Here is a 19,863-nt window from a genome sequence, read left to right as displayed (position 1 = left end):
ACTTAAAAAGAGCCATCCTTAACAGGATGGCTCTTTTTTTTATCTTTTATTCCTAGCGACCTACACAGCAAATCCTAAAGTAAAACCCCTTACGACTTATTTCAAAGGGGGGGGTTGCGTGGGGGTTGATTTTTAACCATGCTCATACTTTAAGAATGTGATAATTCATACCTTTTAGCATTCATATCATCTACAATTGAGGATAATAACTTATTAGCAGTCAAGGAATTATGGAGATTATGAGTTGAGAAAACCACGATTATTTATTGCATCTTCGGTTGAAAGCCTTCCAATTGCTGAGGCTGTGAATGTAAATCTTGACCATGATTTTGAAGTCACCATTTGGAAGAACGGTACGTTCAAGCTATCGTCTTCAACAATCGAAGATCTAGTAGAGAAATCCTCTACTGTAGATTTTGCGTTGTTTATTTTCGCACCTGATGACATTGCTACGATTAGAAATAGAAACGAGCATATAGTCAGGGACAACGTAATATTCGAGATGGGTCTATTTGTTGGCGCAATTGGGAAGTCTCGCTCTTTTGTTTTGAAGCCGCGTGATATAGAAATGCACTTGCCAACTGACTTATTGGGAGTAACTCCTACGGACTTCGATGCAAATCGCTCTGATGGGGATTTGATTTCTGCGACTAACAGAGCATGTTCTTTAATTAAATCTGAGGTAGAACGATTAGGACTCATAAATCACGCTAGTCTTTCTGAATCTAGAACAATCATTGCTAATCCAGCGACCTATAAGTTAAAAGTACAAGACTATAAATTTTTAGCAATCTGCCTTCAAAGTTACGTTGCTGATCCGATCGGCTTACCGTTCCATAGAATATTTAATAATTTCCGTGGTGTTGACGAAGCTGTTCTTCAAATATCGCTTATCAAGCTTGAACGTATGGGACTAATTGATAAATCTATAGAAACAGATCATCAGGATGGTTACGATTTTTACGCATATTCAATTACCGAGTTAGGCGTAGATGAGCTTTTAAACAATGAAGAAGTTCTTCAACCCAAAATATCTAAGCCAATAGAAAGCTTTGGTGACAATGTTCCGTTTTAATATCGACATTTTGAGACTAATTCTCTGTTTTGCTAAAAATGAGCTACAGAGTGAAGCATAACGTATATTATAAGGAAAGTTATGAGTAGTGAATTAGAAAGTAGATTAGTATTTATTGATACATCGGCATATGAAAGCAAGAATTACCAATTTACTGAACATGCGTTAGGTAAGCTTTGCGATTATCTTGAGTCAAAAAGAATCCATCTCTTGATAACTCAAATTACGATCAATGAAATAAAAGCTCATTTATTCTCTAAGTCAGAAGATTCAGGTAGGGCTATTAAGAAAGTACAAAAGGAAGCAATGTTTTTAAGAAACACTCCTGATCTTCCGTGCCACGGTATTTTTGATATTGTAAAAGCAAATGATATTTATGAAGTAGCTTTACAAAATTTTGAAGATTTTATAGATAGAAGCTCGGCGGAGATTGTTGATATAGCTAGTGTGGATGCTACTGTTATTTTTGAAAAATACTTCAATTCAGAAGCTCCGTTTGATGTGGGGAGTAAAAAATCAGAATTTCCAGATGCGTTTGTCTTAGAGGCTATATCTAAGGTAAGCAAAGATAGAGGACATGTTTTATACGTTATTAGTGATGATAACGATATGGAAAAATATGCTGACAATCTAGAAAACCTAATTCATCTAAAAAGAGTTGATGAGTTTTTAGATTTGGTTGTAAGAAAGGAAAAAGAGTTAGAAGAGCCTGTAAAATTTGCAGATAGTGTTTTTGACCAATTAGAAGCTGAAATAATCGCTTTCGCTAAAGCGAAAATTAATGAAGGTGAGTTTTACTCTGATGAGGCTATTAGTTTTGATGATGAAATTTACCAAGTAGATATTAAGTCTGTTTGCATAACTCATAAGAATATTATTTCAGTATCTGTTGAAAATGTTGAATACGAAATAGATTTTGAAGTTATTTTACAAGCTCATTATTCAATTATGGATTATGATCGTTCACCTTGGGATTCTGAGGATAAAAGATATATGTTTGTTCTCTACAACGATATAACAAGAAAACATACAGAAAATTTTTCAGCTTATATAAATATTGACTATATGGACGGTATAAGAGCAAATGCAGAGATAATAGAATTATACTTTAATGATTCAGCATTTGAATTAAGTGAAGAAAATAGCGAACTACTAAGTATTAGATCTCTAGATTTAAATGGTGAATAAAAATTGATTTATTTAAATAATTGTAATTAGCTGAAGTGTATTTCAATGCGAGACCATCCCAGATTCTGTGTAACTGCCATTTAGATTAAATGCCTGCTGATACGATCATCAAACATAATCATAAAACGATTCAGAGCAGACGTCCAGTTACGGATTGGCATCGACCACTTTTTGGATGCCTGCTGGGTGGCTAAGTACACCACTTTGAATGCTGCCTGATCAGAGGGGAACACCTTACGCTTATTCACCGCTGTCCGAATCACGCTGTTTAAAGACTCAATAGCATTGGTGGTATAAATGGCTTTTCTGATGTCTTTAGGGTAATTAAAGAACACCGTTAAGCCCTCCCAGTTATTGCGCCAAGACTTGACCACGTGCGGGTACTCTGTGCCCCAAGTCTCATCAAAGTGTTCAAGATTGGCCTCGGCTATCTCAAGCGTATCAGCTCCGTAGATGGCTTTTAAATCAGCCGCTACTTTCTTCTTATCCGTCCATGGCACAAACTTCATTGAATAGCGCAGCATATGCACGATACACAGCTGAACCTGAGCGTTTGGATAAACGGTGTTGATAGCATCAGGGAAGCCCTTTAAACCATCGACACAGGCAATGAGGATATCTTGTACCCCGCGGTTTTGTAGTTCAGTGAGAACGCCTAGCCAGAACTTAGCGCCTTCATTCTCTGAGAGCCACATACCAAGCAGCTCTTTTCTGCCGTCGAGTCCCACGCCTAAGGCCAGATAGATCGCCTTGTTGATGATCTGCTTGTCTTGACGTATCTTCACGACGATGCAGTCCAAATAGACGATAGGATAAACACTGCTCAGCGGCCGGTTCTGCCAAGCGGTGATGTCCTCTAATATGTTATCGGTGACTCTTGAGACAAGAGAGCTTGAGATGTCGACATCGTAGAGCTCTTTAATGCTCTCTACGATCTCGGTGGTGGTTTGACCCTTGGCGTAAAGGAATATGATCTTGTCATCAAGGCCACTAATACGGGTTTGATGCTTGCGCACGAGTGTAGGTTCAAAGTCACCATGACGGTCTCTTGGGGTGGAGATCTCAAGATCGCCTGTGTCACTGCGGACGGTCTTTTTAGTGTGACCGTTACGCTTATTAGGTTTATCCGCCTTTTCATGCTTGGGATAGCCGAGATGGTCTTCCATCTCAGCCTCTAAGGCAGTATCGATAAAGGATTGCATGAGCTGCTTTTGGAAGTCTTTGATGTCATCAAAGCTTTTCATGCTACCAGCCATTTGCTCGGCCAGTTTTTTAATGTCAGATTGAGTAGTCATTGCTTATTCTCCGGTTAGTGGATTATAAGCAGTTACACAGTTTTTAGGAAAGGCTCTTCAATGCTCAAATTCACATCACAAATACTCTCAAAACAACTCACCAACCTCAATCACTTCTTCAAAATCAAATCCCAACTGCTCGCCCTTACGCTGTCTCATTTGCTCTATACGCAGCTTACGTCCTGCGATAAGCCTTAGCACCTCGCGTTGCTGCTCTGTCGTCATATCATGCCATCGCTGGCGTTCCATGCGACTGCGCAGGCAACCGAAGCAATAGCCTTTTTTATTGCTTTGGCAAAGACCAATACATGGATTGGCAATCTCAAACAGCTCAAACTGTTGGTTCATGGCGACTCCATTGCTATTATCGTCATTCCTTTGACTTGCATAAAACTATCATGACAATATTATTATGTCGCAAATACTGACTAATGGTGTGCCGTTTTATCGTTATTATTTTTGTTTAGCGGGTGCTATGCTTAGCGTCACTAGCCTATATAAGATAATCATAACAAAATTAATAAGTGAGATGATACGTGAACTTGATTTATATCCATGGACTGGACAGTGATGCGAACTCTACCAAGGGAATGCTATTAGAAAAATACTGCCAGCGTCACCATCCTGATATCAATGTACTGCGTCCTGATCTGAATAAATCGCCACAAGACGTGTTCGATAAATTGATAAGTTTAGTTGAAGAATGGGGCAGCGATTCAAAAGTTGTGTTCGTTGGTAGCTCATTGGGTGGGTATTTTTCTACCTTGGTAAGCAATCATACAGGCTGTGCGGCTTTACTATTAAATCCTAGTACTCAGCCACATGTGACATTACAGCGCTTTGCTCATGACTTACTGCTAAATAACGATAGTGATGAAGGTCAAGGCGAAGATGAATTGCCAAAGAATCAAATTCTCTATACGACTGCTGGTGGTTGGGATATTACTTCTGCGGATTTGCAATGGTTTGCAGATCATCAGTTATCAGAAATTCATTATCCTAAAAAAATTGCGGTATTTATCAAAGAAGACGATGAGTTATTAAATCCTGAATTGTCTAAAGCCTTTTATGAACAGCAAGGGAGTACGGTTACTTTACAAGCGGGTGGGGATCATCGGTTTAGTGACTTTGGTGAGCAGTTGCTTATGGTGATAAATATGCTACAAGATTTAGTACGAGTCTAAATTAGTTGACCACTACAAACAGGCGACATTATATGACGTGAGCGATGGACTATTAACCTTAACGTCGCTATTTTTGGTTATAATGGTTGAATAGAATTAATCAGACATGAATCGTTAAGGATGCATTTGTGAGTCAATATAATGCGCAATCGTTAGAAGTTTTAGAAGGACTTGAGCCAGTACGTCGTCGTCCAGGTATGTATACCGATACCACGCGCCCGAACCATCTGGCGCAAGAGGTTATTGATAACTCAGTTGATGAAGCGTTGGCGGGTTATGCTAAAACCATCAAGGTGCAGCTCCATAGTGATGGCTCATTGTCAGTTGAGGATGATGGGCGCGGTATGCCGACTGATATTCATCCTGAATTTAATCAATCGGGCATTGAGCTGATTTTGACCCGTTTGCATGCCGGTGGTAAGTTTTCGACTTCTAATTATGAAGTGTCAGGCGGTCTGCATGGTGTGGGTATTTCTGTCGTCAATGCGTTATCAACACGTGTTGAGGTGACGGTATGGCGTGATAGTACACAGTTTGATATGGCGTTTGAAAATGGCGCACCAGTTACGCCGCTCACTGAAGCAATCAGCTCAAACAAACGCAAACGTGGTACCAGAGTGCATTTTTGGGCAGATGGTCGCTTTTTTGATACGCCTAAATTTAATGTAAAACAGCTCAAGCACAATCTAAAAGCCAAAGCGGTGTTGGCAGCTGGGCTGACGATTGAATTTGTCGATGATATTAATAATGAAAAGGTGGTTTGGCAGTTTACTGACGGAGTGGTCGAATATCTAAGCGAACAGTTGGATGGTTTAGAAACTTTACCTGAAGCCCCGTTTTATTATAATTACGATGCGAAAGCGGGCGAACGTGCTGCTATTACCTTTGCCTTGTCTTGGTTGCCTGATGGTGGCACGCCGATTCAAGAAAGTTATGTGAACCTTATCCCGACGGCTCAGGGCGGTACGCACGTCAATGGTCTGCGTACTGGTATCTTAGAGGCATTGCGTGAGTTTTGCGATATTCATAATTTGCTACCACGGAGTGTTAAGCTAACGGCAGAAGATGTCTGGGATGGGGTGAACTATATTCTGTCGCTTAAATTTTCTGAACCGCAGTTTTCAGGTCAAACCAAAGAGCGCTTATCTAGCCGCGAAGCTGCTGGGGCAGTACAGACATTGGCAAAAGATGCCTTTAGTCTGTGGTTAAATCAGCATGCCGATATGGGTACTCAAATCGCAGAGCTGGCGATTAATAAAGCTGGACGTCGTCTCAAGTCTGCCAAAAAAGTCGCCCGTAAGAAAATCACGCAAGGTCCTGCATTGCCGGGTAAGTTGGCAGACTGTCGTGGTGATTTGCGTGATGGTGCTGAGCTGTTTTTAGTAGAAGGGGATTCTGCGGGCGGTAGTGCTAAGCAAGCACGCGATCGCCACTATCAGGCGATTTTACCTTTGCGTGGGAAAATTCTAAATACGTGGGAGGTGTCATCAGATACGGTGTTATCGAGTCAAGAGATTCATGATATCGCTATTGCTATCGGTGTCGATCCTGCATCTGACGATCTGTCTGAGCTGCGTTATGACAAAGTCTGTATCTTAGCGGATGCGGATTCTGATGGTCTGCATATCGCCACGCTGATTTGCGCCTTATTTGTGAAGCATTTTCCTGCCTTGGTGGATGCGGGTCATTTATTTGTCGCCATGCCGCCATTGTATCGCGTGGATGTGGGCAAAGAGGTGCATTATGCGTTAGATGAGCCTGAGCTTCAGCACATTTTGGCCAATGTGACGGGCAATAAAAAAGCGCAGATTACCCGTTTTAAAGGCTTGGGTGAAATGAGTGCAGAGCAGTTACGTGAGACGACCATGAACCGTGATACTCGGCGTTTAGTTCAGCTAGATATGGATGACATGGTGCTGACCAATAGCGTGATGGATATGCTGCTGGCTAAAAAACGTGCTGCTGATCGCAAGGTTTGGCTTGAGAATAAAGGCAATTTGGCTGATATATCCTAATGGGCTTGATGGATATGTCCATCAATAGCTATATATTTATATAAGTTTATAAACCGGTAAGCTGGCAAGCAATAAAAGCCTATAAAATTCAATTTAGTTGTATAAGCTTAATGTTATTATGTAGGTATCTTTTATTATGTGGTGCCGTCATGACATCAAAGTTATTTAATCGCTCAAAAGCTGATGCTTCTCAGTCTGTAAACTCTAATATATTGCCCAAGCTTAGTAAAAAGCAGCTGGGTAGTTTAGTTCCGAAACGCGGTAATAAAATTGCGCCAGTGATTGCCTCAGCTATGCTAAAAGCTGCGGGTTGGCGTACGGTTGGAGAGATTCCAAATATTTCACAAGCTGTAGTTTTAGCGCTGCCGCATACTTCGAATGTCGATGGGGTTTATGCGATACCCAGTTTATTTGCCTTAGATTTAAAAATCAGTATTATGGGTAAGCATACGTTATTTAAAGTGCCAGTATTTGCTCAGCTATTAAGCTGGATAGGGGTCATTCCCATTGATCGTAGTGATAAAGGCTCAGTGCTGCAAGCAAGTATTGATAAGTTCAAAACAGGCAAGCCACTATTTTTGGGTTTAGCACCAGAAGGCACTCGTCAATATACTGAAACTTGGAAATCAGGCTTCTATTATTTAGCAGTGGGCGCTGGTGTACCTATTTTGCCGGTAGCGATGGATTACAAAACCAAAGAAATACGCTTTATGTCGTTGGTTTATCCTAGTGGTGATATCGAAGCGGATTTACCAAAAATTTATGCTCAGTATAAAGGGGTGATACCAAGACATCCCGAGCGCTTATCTCAACCATTACAAGATATCAATAATTCAGCTGAATAAAGTTTTTAAATGAGTTATGAGTATCTGTATTATATTAAGACCCCCTGACAGATTAATGTCAGGGGGTCTTTTGTTTGCGGTGATGAGTTTTAAGAATGGCTAAAAAACTAAGCATTGAGTTAGCTATTAAACGTACTCACCCCGCCATCGACAGGTAAATTCATACCAGTAATGATGGCAGCGTCATCACTGGCTAAAAACATCACAGCGGCGGTTACATCAAACGGTGTCGCTGTCTTCCCTAGTGGAGAGTGGGTAATAAATGGATTTGGACTGATATCCGTTGCCACCAATCCAGCAGATACGGCATTAATACGTACATTATTTGGTATATTCTCTAATGCCAGCTTCTTTGTAACATCAGTCAAATTCTTTTGTCTAGCTTTATAGGTCTCTATATTCCAGTCTGCTGATATCTCCGTTAGCGTTGACACATTAACGATATTGCCTTGTGTTTTTATCAGTTCTGGAATAACTGACTGATGAATGCCGACCGCAGTATCTATATTGACCATCACATCAATATGTTTATATTTATCGCGTACATGCTCTATTAATCTTGCCGTTTGGGTCAAATCATTAATATCACTGGTTACGGTAAGGTGGTTACCTGTATTGATCCATGTATGATCCTGTGGCAGATCCTCGTAGATGTATTCTAAAATATCGTTATTAATACCAACGATTATACAATTCGCCCCTTCTTGTGCAAATCTAAGCGCCGTTGCACGACCAATATCAGAATCTGCACCTGTTATAATGACAGTTTTCTCTTTAAAGCGTTTCATAACGTTCAATCCTTTTTATTATATGATGGTCATTAAATAGTTTTAATAAATGACTCTAAAAAATGTCTCTAAAAAATGTAATCAAAGGCAGCCCATAAGCGATAAGTTTGACTGCAAATCATGCTACTTTGCTATTATCATAACAACTCATTGCCCTGAAAGCGACTGCATTTAATAAGGCTTATTTTGTTAAGTTTTTCGTCGGTAGCCTGTCGTTATAGCAAAAACATTTGCGAATATTCAACATGCTCTAGTGTTATGCTCATCAATAGCAACTTACTATACAACGCGTCCATTCGATAATAAAAGGTTAACACTGTGTCTGACTCATCTATTACCCTATCTGATAATGATTGTCTTGTTAATGAGTTGACCTGCTATTTGCAGAAAGAGGCTGTAGATATTGCTTTGGCCAATATGCAGCATCTTGAGCATAAATATGACGCGTGTTACCGTGCTCAGCAATATCACTATCAATTGCCACTAGGTAACCTATCATTACTTGAGCTCATATTATATTTGCCTGCTAAAAGTAGTCTGGTCGATATTAAAGCTGCGCGTATGGCGGTAGTAAAGGCCGCGCTCATATGGCACAAGACATATCTTGCTCAGCATAAAAATAACGACAACATTAGCCATAATATTTTAGTTTTTGATATTCAGCGCACCGATAAAGCTGAAGAAATCAATAAAATTAAGATAAATAACCAGCAACGACAATCCCTAAAACGGCTCATTCATGGCTTTGGTGTCCGCTATTTTATGGAAGATTTGGTGGTGGATATGAGCGACAGTATGCAGCAGCTACAAGTTTTTAGCTGGCATGACTGGCAGGCGATATTAGCAAGCCTACAAGCACCATGCGAGTTATGGCGATTTTTGCATTATCGTTTAGGGCAATTACAGTATTCAGCCAGTAATCATGTCATTAGCTTTGAATCAGAAGCAGATCTAGTCACTCAGTTTTTACATAGCCCTACTTTATTTAGGGACGCTATCGCAGTAGATAATGCACTCATCAAGTACGAGGTGCAAGATGAGCCCAATCCTGCATTAGTCGCTATGACACTTGCCTACAAAAACAAAAGCACGACTGCGCAGATGTATCATCAGCATATGGCGCAAGCGGCAGCTCTGTGGTCGCAGTTAAGCACCCAAATGATAGAGATGCTCGATGCAGAAGTACTAGACAATGCTGATAAAGAGACACTAGGAACAAAACGCTGTTATTGGCAACAGCAGTTATTGGATGAGTCTTTATTTTCACGCCATGAGCTGGTTCGAACTCTATATAGGCATCCTAAACAAGCACATGGTCTGCAAAAAGAAGGTTATGTCGTCCATCAGCACTCTTATGAGAGCTTGGGAAGGCATTATGTATTAATATTTTATGGGCAAGATGTTGAGAGCCAACACAGTAAACAGGCTATTCAGCCAAACTTAGCAAGGATTGCACAGGATGTTGCGAGCCGCCTGCCAATAGCCGAGCTGCATCATGTGATTGTATTGGGCATTGATTTTATTGACGAGTCTAATGACACCTTTATTGATATAGATTTATGGATTCAACCCGTTGATCCGATGACCCAGCGTGAGCGGCAGCTGACCAAACAATTACAGCGCTTAAACCAACAGCATAAACAGCAAACAGCAAATAATTTATCAGCAAGTAACAATGAGCCAATGCGAATGCAATTAAATTTGAATATACCTGCACGGAAGACCAAGTCCTGAATATGATTTTGTAGCGATGTTTTGTAGAAAATAAATTTACGCCATAAAAAAAGACAGCCTAGGCTGTCTTTTTTTATTCAAAATATATCGTTAACGATGACTTATTTTAAGTCGTTATTATCAATATCAGTAAAGCCTTTATTACTTGGCGCTAGATCTGAACCAGTGTCGATATCGTCATCACTTGTTTCAACGTGAGTAATATCTACATGACCCGTACTAAGATTGTTGGTATCGCCAGTGCTAGTAGGGAAGTCACTAGTCATTGTACCTGAAGCAGCAGGAGTGTTCTCTCGAACTGAGTCAGCAACTTTTTCTTGTGTACTTGAGCTAGCATGAAGAGCAGATTTCGCTTTAGCTTCTTCACGTTCTTTGTCCATTTTATCCTGCATTTTACGTAGGAAACGTGCAGCGGCTTCTTGACCACCAAGACCAAATGAAAGGGCAAAGGCTACCGCTACGGCACCTAGTGTTAGACCAAAGGCTAGGTTAACGATAGAGTCAGCAATACCCATCGCTTTTAGACCCATGGCAAGTACTAAACCCATGATTAGTACACGAACGATGTTTGCTAAGAATTGTGAGCCTTGCTCAGAACGCTCAACGACACCTGCAATGATATTGGCAAGCCAGAAGCCAATAAATAGGATAATTGCGCCCAAGATAATGTTGGCACCAAACGCAATAAACATGGCGATAATGGCAGAGATAGGCTCAAAACCTAGCAAGTCAGCGGCGGCAATTGAGGCAAATAACATCGCAAAGAAGATAATCGCATAACCAACAAGGTCAGAGACTCTCTTATCGCCCATCGTTTCTTGTAAACCAACTTTCGCAGGCAATTGATTAATCTCAGTGTTTTCGATCAAACCTTTGATGATATTGGCAACCATGCGTACCACATAGAAGGTCACGACTAAAATTGCAACTGCCATAAAGATGTTTGGCAATGCTTCCATGATTTTGTTAAGCATGTTTGTCGCAGGACGAGCAATCACTTCAATTTTTAATGCGTTTAATGCAGCAATAATAGTTGGAATGATCACTACTAAAAATGCCAATGAACCAGCGATATTAGGCAAGCTATTTTTTTCGCTTAAACCTGCTTTTGTAGCCAGTTCTTGAACATTAAAAGTAGACACAAGGTTGGTCACAATGCCGCGTACCACTTTGGCAATGATATAACCGACGACAAAGACAACACCTGCAATGAGGATGTTAGGGATAAAGCTAAAGATTTTATCAACCATATTAGTCAATGGAGCAAATAAACCATCAAGCTCTAATTTACCCAATACCATCGTTAAAACAACCAACAAGATGAACCAATAAACCATATCGGCAATCGTGCTACTCATTGGTTTTACACCTGCCTGAGCACTTAAACGCTCATCCATTGACGTTTTCGCCAATGCCGCGTTGATAGCTGTGCGTGCAACAGTAGCCAAGACCCAACCAATAATACCCACAGCGATAGCGCCGATAAGATTAGGGATAAAGGCTAGGACTTGATCGACCATATTTGCAAACGGTGTCGAGATTGAGTTCAAATTCAATTGATTCAGCGCCCCAGAAATCGCGATGATAAAGATGAACCAAAATACAATCTTAGAGATAATACCTTCTAAATCGTAGGTCTTACCCGTTGAAGAGTTCATGCGTTGGTTCAGATTGACTCTAGATAATACATTACGAACCAGTGCTGCGATACCCAATGCGACTAGCCAACCAATAATAAATATTAAAATAGCACCAATAATAGAGCCGATCGGCCCACCAAGATAACCGTTAAAAGATGTGTACATTGGATTCATCTTATCCTCCTTTAATCATCATACGAAAGCCACTCAACAATATTATCAGTACAGCTATTGTTGAGCGAAACCAATACATAGATGGTTATAATTAATAGTATTTTTAAAGTAAGTTATGCGGTGATATTATAATTTTTGAGTAGATAACCTTATCAAAAAACCTTATCAAAAAACGTTAGTTTCCCTCGTGTTAATTGCTCTACTGCCAATGTTAATCATCCATGATAAAGACGTACACTCGGTTACTTATCACCTTAACTAATTTAGCTTAGCTGATGTATTAGTGGATTTAAAGATAGAAAGCTTAACGTGTTACTGTATTTGTGTGATAACTTGTTATTATGATGAGAAATATTAACATAGACTGTACATTCGCCCGATAATTTGACGGCAAACATGGTTCCTAAAACTAAGATTTGTTATTATAGGAACATGTGACATCTCGCCACTATCCTTACAATTTGAGAGTACTTTATGAAAAAAATCACTACTTTAAGCGTTGGTGCACTTGCTAGTGCTATGTTGTTGGTAACAGGCTGTAGCACAAATAACGGTAACCAAGAGACAGCTGCTAAAAGCGTTTCAATCACCGAGCAAAGCTCAGCAAATGAAAAAGTAGGTTATAGCTTAGGCTTCATGATGGCTGAAGGTAACAAAGAAGCGGTCGGTGACCTGAATCTTGATACCTTTGAAAAAGGCTTCCGTGATGGTTATGAAGGCAACGAATCAGCATTGACCCAAGAACAAATGCAGGAAGTATTAACGACTTATCAAAAAGAGCAAGAAGAAAAGTTCGTTAAAGACATGGAAACAAAAGCTGGAGAAAACAAAACCAAAGGCGCTGCATTCTTAGCAGAAAACGCTAAAAAAGAAGGTGTCAAAGAAACGGCTTCTGGCTTACAGTACAAAGTTATCACCGCAGGTACGGGTAAATCACCAAAAGCGACTGACGTGGTTGAAGTAAACTACGAAGGTAAGTTAATCGATGGTACGGTATTTGATAGCTCTTATGAGCGCGGTGAGCCAATTGAGTTCCCGTTGAACCAAGTCATCGCTGGCTGGACAGAAGGTCTACAACTGATGAAAGAGGGCGGCAAATACGAGTTTTATATCCCATCAGATATTGCTTATGGCGAAGCGGGTAACGCAGGTATCGAGCCTAACAGCACGCTTATCTTTACGGTGGAGCTATTAAAAGTAAAATAATACTTAGTACACACCCTAGTGAATAGTGTTAAATTCTAATCATAAAAAAGCCCTTATAATATTATGAGGGCTTTTTTATGATTAGAAATTGAGCATCTAAAGAGTTTTTTGAAAGACTTTAGAATTACGACCATTATGGTATTTTTCTTGACGCGATGCAGGTAGCGCGCTGGCCTCGACTTCGGCAAAGCCTTGCTCAACGAACCAATGTGCCGTCCGTGTCGTTAACACAAACAACCTGTGTAGACCATGACTGCGCGCTTGTTGCTCTAAAAATGCCAGTAAGTCCGCACCGCGACTACCGCTACGATAATCGGGATGTACGGCGACACAGGCAACTTCTGCTGATTCTGTATCTAATGGATATAGCGCCGCGCAGCCCAAAATCATACCATCACGCTCAATGACACTATAATTATCAATCTCTTGCTCTAAGCGTTCGCGTGAGCGGCTGACTAATATGCCTTGCTCTTCTAGCGGTGATAACAGCTCAATCAGTCCGACCACATCGTCAATATTGGCACGACGAATCTCTTCGTAAGGGTCATGGCTGATAAGAGTACCAGAGCCATCGCGAGTGAATAGCTCTTCTAATAAGGCACCGTCTTTGGCATACGAGATAATATGGGTGCGATGGACGCCTTGGCGGCAAGCCAAACTGGCACAATTTAAGAAATAATTGATCTCGCAATTTAAATCACGATCACGTAAGAAGCGATCGACTTCATTAGGAATCATCTCTCTTAGTAAGCGATCATCGTCATTGATGCCTGCTTCTTCGCCCAAGAAGATAAGCTTATCAGCACCCAGTGCCACAGCCGCACTGAGCGCCACGTCTTCAGCCAACAAATTAAAGACTTCACCAGTCGCTGAATAACCCATTGAGCCTAAAATCACAATATGGTCGTGTAGCAGGTTGTTTTTGATGGCCTCAACATCGATAGAGCGCACTTCGCCAGTCATTTGGTAATCGATACCATCACGAATACCGTAAGGACGTGCGGTCACAAAATTGCCTGAAATGGCATCGATGCGTGAACCATACATAGGTGAATTGGCCAGTCCCATCGACAGCTGCGCTTCGAGTTGCAGGCGAATAGCGCCTACCGCTTGTAAAATAGCAGGCATCGCCACGCGCGGTGTAATTCGAATGTCTTGATGCAGTGGGGAGGTAATGTCAGCATCTTTTAAGTTCTTTTCGATTTGCGGTCGCGCTCCATGTACCAATACCAGCTTGATACCTAAGCTATGCAGTAGCGCAAAATCATGAATAAGGGTGCTGAAATTTGGATGATTGACCGCCTCACCACCAAACATAATCACGAACGTTTTGCCGCGATGGGTATTGATGTAGGGGGCAGAGTTACGGAACCAATGGACGTATTCAGGGTTGATTTGGGGCATGGCGCTAGTAGTCATAATAAGGGCAATAGTAGTGAGAATAAGAAAAGGGGCGTAGCAAAAAATGCCTATCGCTAAAGAATTACCATAGCAAAAAACGCCGTTATGAGCTATCTTTTATTTCAGTAGTATCAATCAATTTTTATCACGGATGGACGATATACACAACCTCAACACGGGGTTAGTGTACGTACAAACACTTTTTGCTATGCTAAACGCTATTGCTTTACAGGCGATGAACGAAGATAATCAATAAAAATAAGAACTTTATACGCTAAGCTTACCAGCTATGACAAGATAGACGCCAGCAGCGCTTGCCATTAGCTGTCACTACAATCAGCAGCGATACTAGGTCTGCCAGTACTATAACAGTCAATCATTTATAATTAGTCGTGTTTCTTATAACATGTTTCTTATAAGTGGGTATGTTCCGTCTAAATTGCGCTGCCTATCAACGATTCAATATATATCAAAAGTCATTCAAGTTTTACCAGCTGCGTTTTACCGACATATTAACCAGGGATAATGAAAACCATGAAAAAAAGTAACCAATTTGCTAGCCCATTTAGTGCTTGGAGCGGACATCGCTTATTCCACGTTGTGGCTGGTACGCTCATCGGTGCGATGGTAGTGACGCAAGCCTCGGCAATGCTACCGACGCCAGAACAAGCGGTCGATAGTTCGGCAGCTGTACAGACCAATGCTACTAAAAGCAGCAACTCGAGTGCACAGGCCGTCAATAGTAAAATTACCGCGTCATTGATTAGCGTTGATGCAAACGGTCAAGAGGTTTTGGCTCCGGTGAATGCTAGTACGCGCCTACAATCAGGTAATGTTTTGGAGTACCAAGGTTATTTTACCAATACCAATGCAGATCGCGTCCGAAAAATGACCGTGACGATGAGTATCCCTGAGCAGGTAGAGTTATTGCGTACAGTATCACCTGAATTTCCATACGGCAGTGCAGACGGCAATACTTTTGCCCGTATGCCATTACGTGGAAAAGTGGATAACCAACTGCAAGAAATTCCATTAAAGTATTATAAAGCGGTACGCTGGGATTTAGAGGGTGTTGGTCTTAATGACACCGTAGTGGTTAAATACCGTGCACGTGTGAAATAAGCCAGTCATTTAATATTAAGTATTTTATCAGGGTGATTTATTTAATACCGGCTTAATATTCGTTTAATCACAAAAAGCATCACGGCTCGTTGCTGTGGTGCTTTTTTATGGGTTGTTAATAAGAAATCTTGGTACGCCGTTGCAAGGCGCTTAAAGCGTCGCATATTTTCGGCTAGATTTTTCTTTGATTAATTGCTTGATGGCAGCCATCTGTGCGGTAGTGGCTTGCGAGCCTGCAGCTATGAGAGCACGGCGCTGGCTGGTATCTAGTGAGCTGATATGACTGACCGCAGGCGTAATCAGCACATCAGCACGATCTCGTTCACGCTGCATCGATGAGGCACGATTGGCGCTTGGCGGGGCTACGACATTACTCTCCAAAAATCCCCAAAAACTACTTAATCCGTTGAGGTTTAATTTCTTATCAAGTGTAGACACACCGCTAGGATTGTTAATACCAGTATCTGTCACATCAACGGCAATAACAATATCAGCGCCCAAATCACGGGCGCTATCGACAGGTACTAGGCTGACCACGCCACCATCGATATATTTTTTACCGACCTTTTCGGGAATACGTGGCGCAATAAAAATATTTGGTACGCTACAGGATGCCTGAACGGCAAGCCCCGCATCACCAGTGGTAAAAATGGCTTTTTTCAAAGTATGCTTCTCCGCCGCGACTGCTGCAAAGCGGATAGGGAAATCCTCTATTACTCGTCCATCGACTTTATCGTTGATAAAGTTCTTGAGTTTGATACCCTCGATGACACCTTGATTGGATAAGACAAAATCTGTCAATTCGCTATCTGTAGTGGTCAGTGCCAGTTGCTCAAGCTGTACTGGTGTGTAACCGCTCGCATATAGGCCACCAACCAAGCTGCCGACGCTGGTGCCAACGATAAGTGTGGGCTTAATACCATTTGCTTCTAGTGCTTTAATCACCCCAACATGGGCGAAGCCTTTGGCACCGCCGCCGCCCAAGACTAACGCAATGTTAGGTTGCGCTATTTCAGATGCTTCAGGTAACGGCTGCGCTGGCGTTAGAGAGCTACAAGCGCTGATAGATAATCCGAGTACGGCAATTAAGCTGGTGCATAGCATTCTCATACTATGTCGCACTCTTAGACTATGAAGAGGTTGTCGATACTGGGCAGGAGCGAACATAAAAACACCTTATAAAATGACGATAATACGGAAAATAAGACATCAGTTATTGATATGATACAAATGAGCCGTTTGACTTTCAGGCTTTTTGACGCAGTATTACTAAATAGCTGAGCATAAGCAATTGTATTGTCAGCTATAATGAAATGAGTCGGTGTTTTGATGTGTCATGTTTATGACAGCTGTTTTATAAAAACTGTCATCATCTACGGTATATTGAAAATACTTGAATGAGTATATGAAAACTAAAAATAATATCGTTAGGATCTTTGATGTCAGTATCAGTGAACGCTTCTTTAACTAGCCCAACAGACCATTTTAGGTCTGAGCTGCCACTCTCAGCGCTAGATATGCCAGTGACGGCACTGGCGGGTGTGGGATTAAAAGTCGCAGAACAGTTGGCGCAATTGAATATTAAACGAATATTTGATTTATTACTGCATCTGCCACGTGATTATGAAGATCGTAGCCGACTGCTGTCTATAGCAGAGGTGGGGCACGGGCAGTCTGCGTTGATTACTGGGCGTGTGGTACACGTCGATACCAAGCGCAGCGGTATGACGGTCGTGGTAGATGATGATACGGGCACCATATCGCTACGGTTTTTTAAGGTTTATCGTGGTCTTGCACAAACCATGAGCTTAGGGACACAGCTGCAATTGTTTGGCGAAGTGAAAGTGAGTCGTTATGGTAAGCAAATCCACCATCCTGAATATCAAATTATCAGTAGTAATGAGACGGTAGTAAATACTGGTTTGCAGCCCATTTATCCAAGTGTTAAAGGCTTACATCAAAATAAGCTGCGTACCTTAATTAAGCTGGCATTACAGACGGTTCGCAGTGAAGGCTTACCAATGACGCTGTTTGCTCCTACAGATTTTGCAGTCGTGGCTGACTTGCCATTAGCACCTTTTGAACCGGCTAAAATACCGATAACAGAGGCAGAGTATCCAGAAGATATATTCTCGACACTGGCGCGTAGTGTGCCAGATAATACGACTGGTCATGGCGTTAGTAGTGTCAATAAAGCCAATGTCTATGATGCCAATAATAATACAAACAGTGATATCCATACAGTCGCTAATAGAACAGTTAATAACAACGTCTATAATCTGACGATATTTGAAGCCTTAGTATTACTGCATACGCCGCCGACTTATACCGACGCAGGACGACAATATCAGCTACTCACCCAGTTAAGTGCCCGTACTCATGCAGCATGCCAGCGTTTAATTATTGAAGAATTAACCGCCCATCAGCTCAGCTTGTTATATCGTCGTCAGCAACTGCATCAGCATAAAGCGCCCAAATGTGCCACGCAAAGTCCATTGACTGATCAGTTGTTTGCCGCATTACCATTTGATTTAACGGGTGCCCAGCAACGAGTCATGAAAGATATTACGGCTGATATGGCAACGTCCATCCCGATGTTGCGGTTGGTGCAGGGCGATGTTGGCGCGGGCAAGACTCTGGTCGCAGCGGGTGCAGCGGGTTATGCGCTTGATAGTGGTTGGCAAGTGGCTGTTATGGCACCCACAGAAATTTTAGCAGAGCAGCATTTGGTCAATTTCAAACAATGGTTTGAACCGTTAGGTATCGGTGTTGGCTGGCTTGCTGGGAAACAAACGGCGAAGCAGCGCCGCGAAGCATTGGAAGCAGTCGCAGAAAATACGGTGCAAATCGTGGTCGGTACTCATGCACTGTTTCAAGAGCAGGTACAGTTTGCCAAATTGGGCTTAGTTATTATCGATGAACAGCATCGCTTTGGTGTTGAGCAGCGTATGGCACTGACCAATAAAGGTGTGGCGAATAGCACGCCGCATCAGCTGATTATGACCGCTACACCAATTCCGCGCACGCTCGCAATGAGCGTTTATGGTGATATGGATACCTCTATCATTGATGAATTGCCACCGGGGCGTACGCCAATTACTACGGTGACCATTGACCGTAATCGACGCGATGAAGTCATTGAGAGGATTGCGGTTAATTGTGAAGCGGGTAGGCAAGCGTACTGGGTTTGCTCGTTGGTCGAAGCATCTAGTGTGCTAGATGCGCAAGCCGCTGAAGCCACTTATGAAGATTTAAATGAGCGCTTGAATATTCGCATTGGTCTTGTCCATGGCAAGATGAAATCCGTTGACAAACAAGCCATCATGCAAGCATTTAAAGCTGGCAATTTGGACTTGCTGATTGCCACAACGGTCATTGAAGTTGGGGTCGATGTCCCTAATGCGTCGTTAATGGTCATCGAAAATGCCGAACGATTAGGTCTATCGCAATTACATCAGCTGCGCGGGCGAGTCGGGCGTGGCTCAACCAAAAGCTATTGCGTACTGTTATACCAAAAGCCATTATCAGAAACTGGTACAGAGCGCTTAAATGTCCTGCGTGATAGCACTGATGGTTTTGTCATTGCCCAAAAAGATTTGGAACTGCGTGGTCCCGGTGAGTTATTAGGCAAACGTCAAACGGGTAATGTTGGTTATTATTTGGCTGATCTGATACGTGACGAGCAGCTGTTTGCCATTGCTCAGCGTTTAGCCAAACATCTAATTGCAGATCCTACGCGCAAGGCAGATGTCAGCCAACTGATTCACCGCTGGATGCCTGAGGCGAGTCGTTATACCAATGCCTAGGGCGTCTCCTCAATTCAATCGACTATCGTCTAAATGGGCTGAAAATGGCTAAATTAATGGTAAAAAAGAGGACAGCCAACGCTATCCTCTTCTGTTTTTTGACGTAAAGCCATCATCTCGAAACAATGCTATTTGGCTTTTTTCGACTTTTTCAATGACTTCTTAAGATCTTTGAGGTCTTTCTTTTTCTGCTTAATTTTTGCTTTGGTGTCTTTAATTTCTTGCTTAAGCTTTTTTACCTCTGATTTATTAGCCATGATGGATTCCTTTATTAGTAGATTTATCTTAATAATGACAAATTACCCCGTAAATACAAGTCTAAACTGTAGGGCGTATGTATCATTAGTTTTTACGAGTGATGGTTCCAACTATAATGGTCGCATCTTAATT

Annotated in this window: 16 protein-coding genes; 9 read left to right on the top strand and 7 right to left on the bottom strand. The window is 41.7% G+C overall.

Annotated elements, in window-relative coordinates:
- Positions 1 to 244: 244 nt before the first annotated feature.
- Positions 245 to 1,075, top strand: coding sequence for a TIR domain-containing protein (locus JMV76_RS12420; protein WP_201502902.1), 831 nt, complete (start codon positions 245 to 247; stop codon positions 1,073 to 1,075).
- Positions 1,076 to 1,156: 81 nt separating this feature from the next.
- The gene (locus JMV76_RS12415) at positions 1,157 to 2,263 is read left to right on the top strand and encodes a PIN domain-containing protein (RefSeq protein ID WP_201502901.1); all 1,107 of its coding nucleotides are present in this window, start codon (positions 1,157 to 1,159) and stop codon (positions 2,261 to 2,263) included.
- 80 nt (positions 2,264 to 2,343) lie between these two features.
- On the opposite strand, the gene JMV76_RS12410 is transcribed toward JMV76_RS12415, so the two are convergent.
- Positions 2,344 to 3,558, bottom strand: a complete 1,215-nt coding sequence (locus JMV76_RS12410) for an IS256 family transposase (RefSeq protein WP_201501528.1) — start codon at positions 3,556 to 3,558, stop codon at positions 2,344 to 2,346.
- An 87-nt stretch (positions 3,559 to 3,645) separates the two neighbouring features.
- Entirely contained in the window at positions 3,646 to 3,906 is a 261-nt protein-coding gene (locus JMV76_RS12405) for a DUF1289 domain-containing protein (protein ID WP_201502900.1), read from the bottom strand.
- 188 nt (positions 3,907 to 4,094) lie between these two features.
- Here JMV76_RS12405 and JMV76_RS12400 point away from each other — a divergent pair, with 188 nt between their 5' ends.
- The 3 genes from JMV76_RS12400 (at position 4,095) to JMV76_RS12390 (ending at position 7,602) form a co-directional block, all read left to right on the top strand.
- Positions 4,095 to 4,742 carry a YqiA/YcfP family alpha/beta fold hydrolase gene (locus JMV76_RS12400; protein ID WP_201502899.1) on the top strand — a complete coding sequence of 216 codons (648 nt, stop codon included), beginning with the start codon at positions 4,095 to 4,097 and terminating at the stop codon, positions 4,740 to 4,742.
- A gap of 128 nt (positions 4,743 to 4,870) precedes the next feature.
- Positions 4,871 to 6,757: a DNA topoisomerase IV subunit B gene (gene parE, locus JMV76_RS12395; RefSeq protein ID WP_201502898.1), complete on the top strand. Its 1,887-nt coding sequence runs from the start codon at positions 4,871 to 4,873 to the stop codon at positions 6,755 to 6,757.
- A 149-nt stretch (positions 6,758 to 6,906) separates the two neighbouring features.
- Positions 6,907 to 7,602, top strand: a complete 696-nt coding sequence (locus tag JMV76_RS12390; RefSeq protein WP_227690373.1) for a lysophospholipid acyltransferase family protein — start codon at positions 6,907 to 6,909, stop codon at positions 7,600 to 7,602.
- 119 nt (positions 7,603 to 7,721) lie between these two features.
- On the opposite strand, the gene JMV76_RS12385 is transcribed toward JMV76_RS12390, so the two are convergent.
- Positions 7,722 to 8,390 (bottom strand): SDR family NAD(P)-dependent oxidoreductase, encoded by a 669-nt coding sequence (locus JMV76_RS12385; protein ID WP_201502896.1) that lies wholly within the window; start codon positions 8,388 to 8,390, stop codon positions 7,722 to 7,724.
- 318 nt (positions 8,391 to 8,708) lie between these two features.
- Here JMV76_RS12385 and JMV76_RS12380 point away from each other — a divergent pair, with 318 nt between their 5' ends.
- A complete protein-coding gene (locus tag JMV76_RS12380; protein WP_201502895.1) occupies positions 8,709 to 10,124 on the top strand; it encodes a hypothetical protein in 1,416 nt (471 codons plus the stop codon).
- 101 nt (positions 10,125 to 10,225) lie between these two features.
- Here JMV76_RS12380 and JMV76_RS12375 read toward each other — a convergent pair whose 3' ends face one another.
- Positions 10,226 to 11,938: a mechanosensitive ion channel gene (locus JMV76_RS12375; RefSeq protein ID WP_201502894.1), complete on the bottom strand. Its 1,713-nt coding sequence runs from the start codon at positions 11,936 to 11,938 to the stop codon at positions 10,226 to 10,228.
- Between the two features lie 474 nt (positions 11,939 to 12,412).
- Here JMV76_RS12375 and JMV76_RS12370 point away from each other — a divergent pair, with 474 nt between their 5' ends.
- Positions 12,413 to 13,144 (top strand): FKBP-type peptidyl-prolyl cis-trans isomerase, encoded by a 732-nt coding sequence (locus JMV76_RS12370; protein ID WP_055125408.1) that lies wholly within the window; start codon positions 12,413 to 12,415, stop codon positions 13,142 to 13,144.
- A gap of 96 nt (positions 13,145 to 13,240) precedes the next feature.
- On the opposite strand, the gene argA is transcribed toward JMV76_RS12370, so the two are convergent.
- Positions 13,241 to 14,563: an amino-acid N-acetyltransferase gene (gene argA / locus JMV76_RS12365; RefSeq protein WP_201502893.1), complete on the bottom strand. Its 1,323-nt coding sequence runs from the start codon at positions 14,561 to 14,563 to the stop codon at positions 13,241 to 13,243.
- Positions 14,564 to 15,079: 516 nt separating this feature from the next.
- Between argA and JMV76_RS12360 the strand changes: the two genes are divergently transcribed.
- On the top strand, positions 15,080 to 15,667 hold the full coding sequence (locus tag JMV76_RS12360) for a hypothetical protein (RefSeq protein ID WP_055125406.1): 588 nt from the start codon (positions 15,080 to 15,082) through the stop codon (positions 15,665 to 15,667).
- Positions 15,668 to 15,817: 150 nt separating this feature from the next.
- Here JMV76_RS12360 and JMV76_RS12355 read toward each other — a convergent pair whose 3' ends face one another.
- Positions 15,818 to 16,834, bottom strand: a complete 1,017-nt coding sequence (locus tag JMV76_RS12355; RefSeq protein WP_307783674.1) for a patatin-like phospholipase family protein — start codon at positions 16,832 to 16,834, stop codon at positions 15,818 to 15,820.
- Between the two features lie 272 nt (positions 16,835 to 17,106).
- Here JMV76_RS12355 and recG point away from each other — a divergent pair, with 272 nt between their 5' ends.
- Positions 17,107 to 19,473: an ATP-dependent DNA helicase RecG gene (recG, locus tag JMV76_RS12350; protein WP_227690371.1), complete on the top strand. Its 2,367-nt coding sequence runs from the start codon at positions 17,107 to 17,109 to the stop codon at positions 19,471 to 19,473.
- Positions 19,474 to 19,601: 128 nt separating this feature from the next.
- Here the strand turns inward: recG and JMV76_RS15115 are convergent, their stop codons facing one another.
- Positions 19,602 to 19,730, bottom strand: coding sequence for a hypothetical protein (locus JMV76_RS15115; RefSeq protein ID WP_265090305.1), 129 nt, complete (start codon positions 19,728 to 19,730; stop codon positions 19,602 to 19,604).
- Positions 19,731 to 19,863: the final 133 nt, after the last annotated feature.

Origin of the sequence: Psychrobacter cibarius, assembly GCF_904845955.1 — a bacterium.
In the GTDB taxonomy this organism is placed as follows: domain Bacteria; phylum Pseudomonadota; class Gammaproteobacteria; order Pseudomonadales; family Moraxellaceae; genus Psychrobacter; species Psychrobacter cibarius_B.
This window is presented reverse-complemented; position numbering and strand designations above follow the sequence as displayed.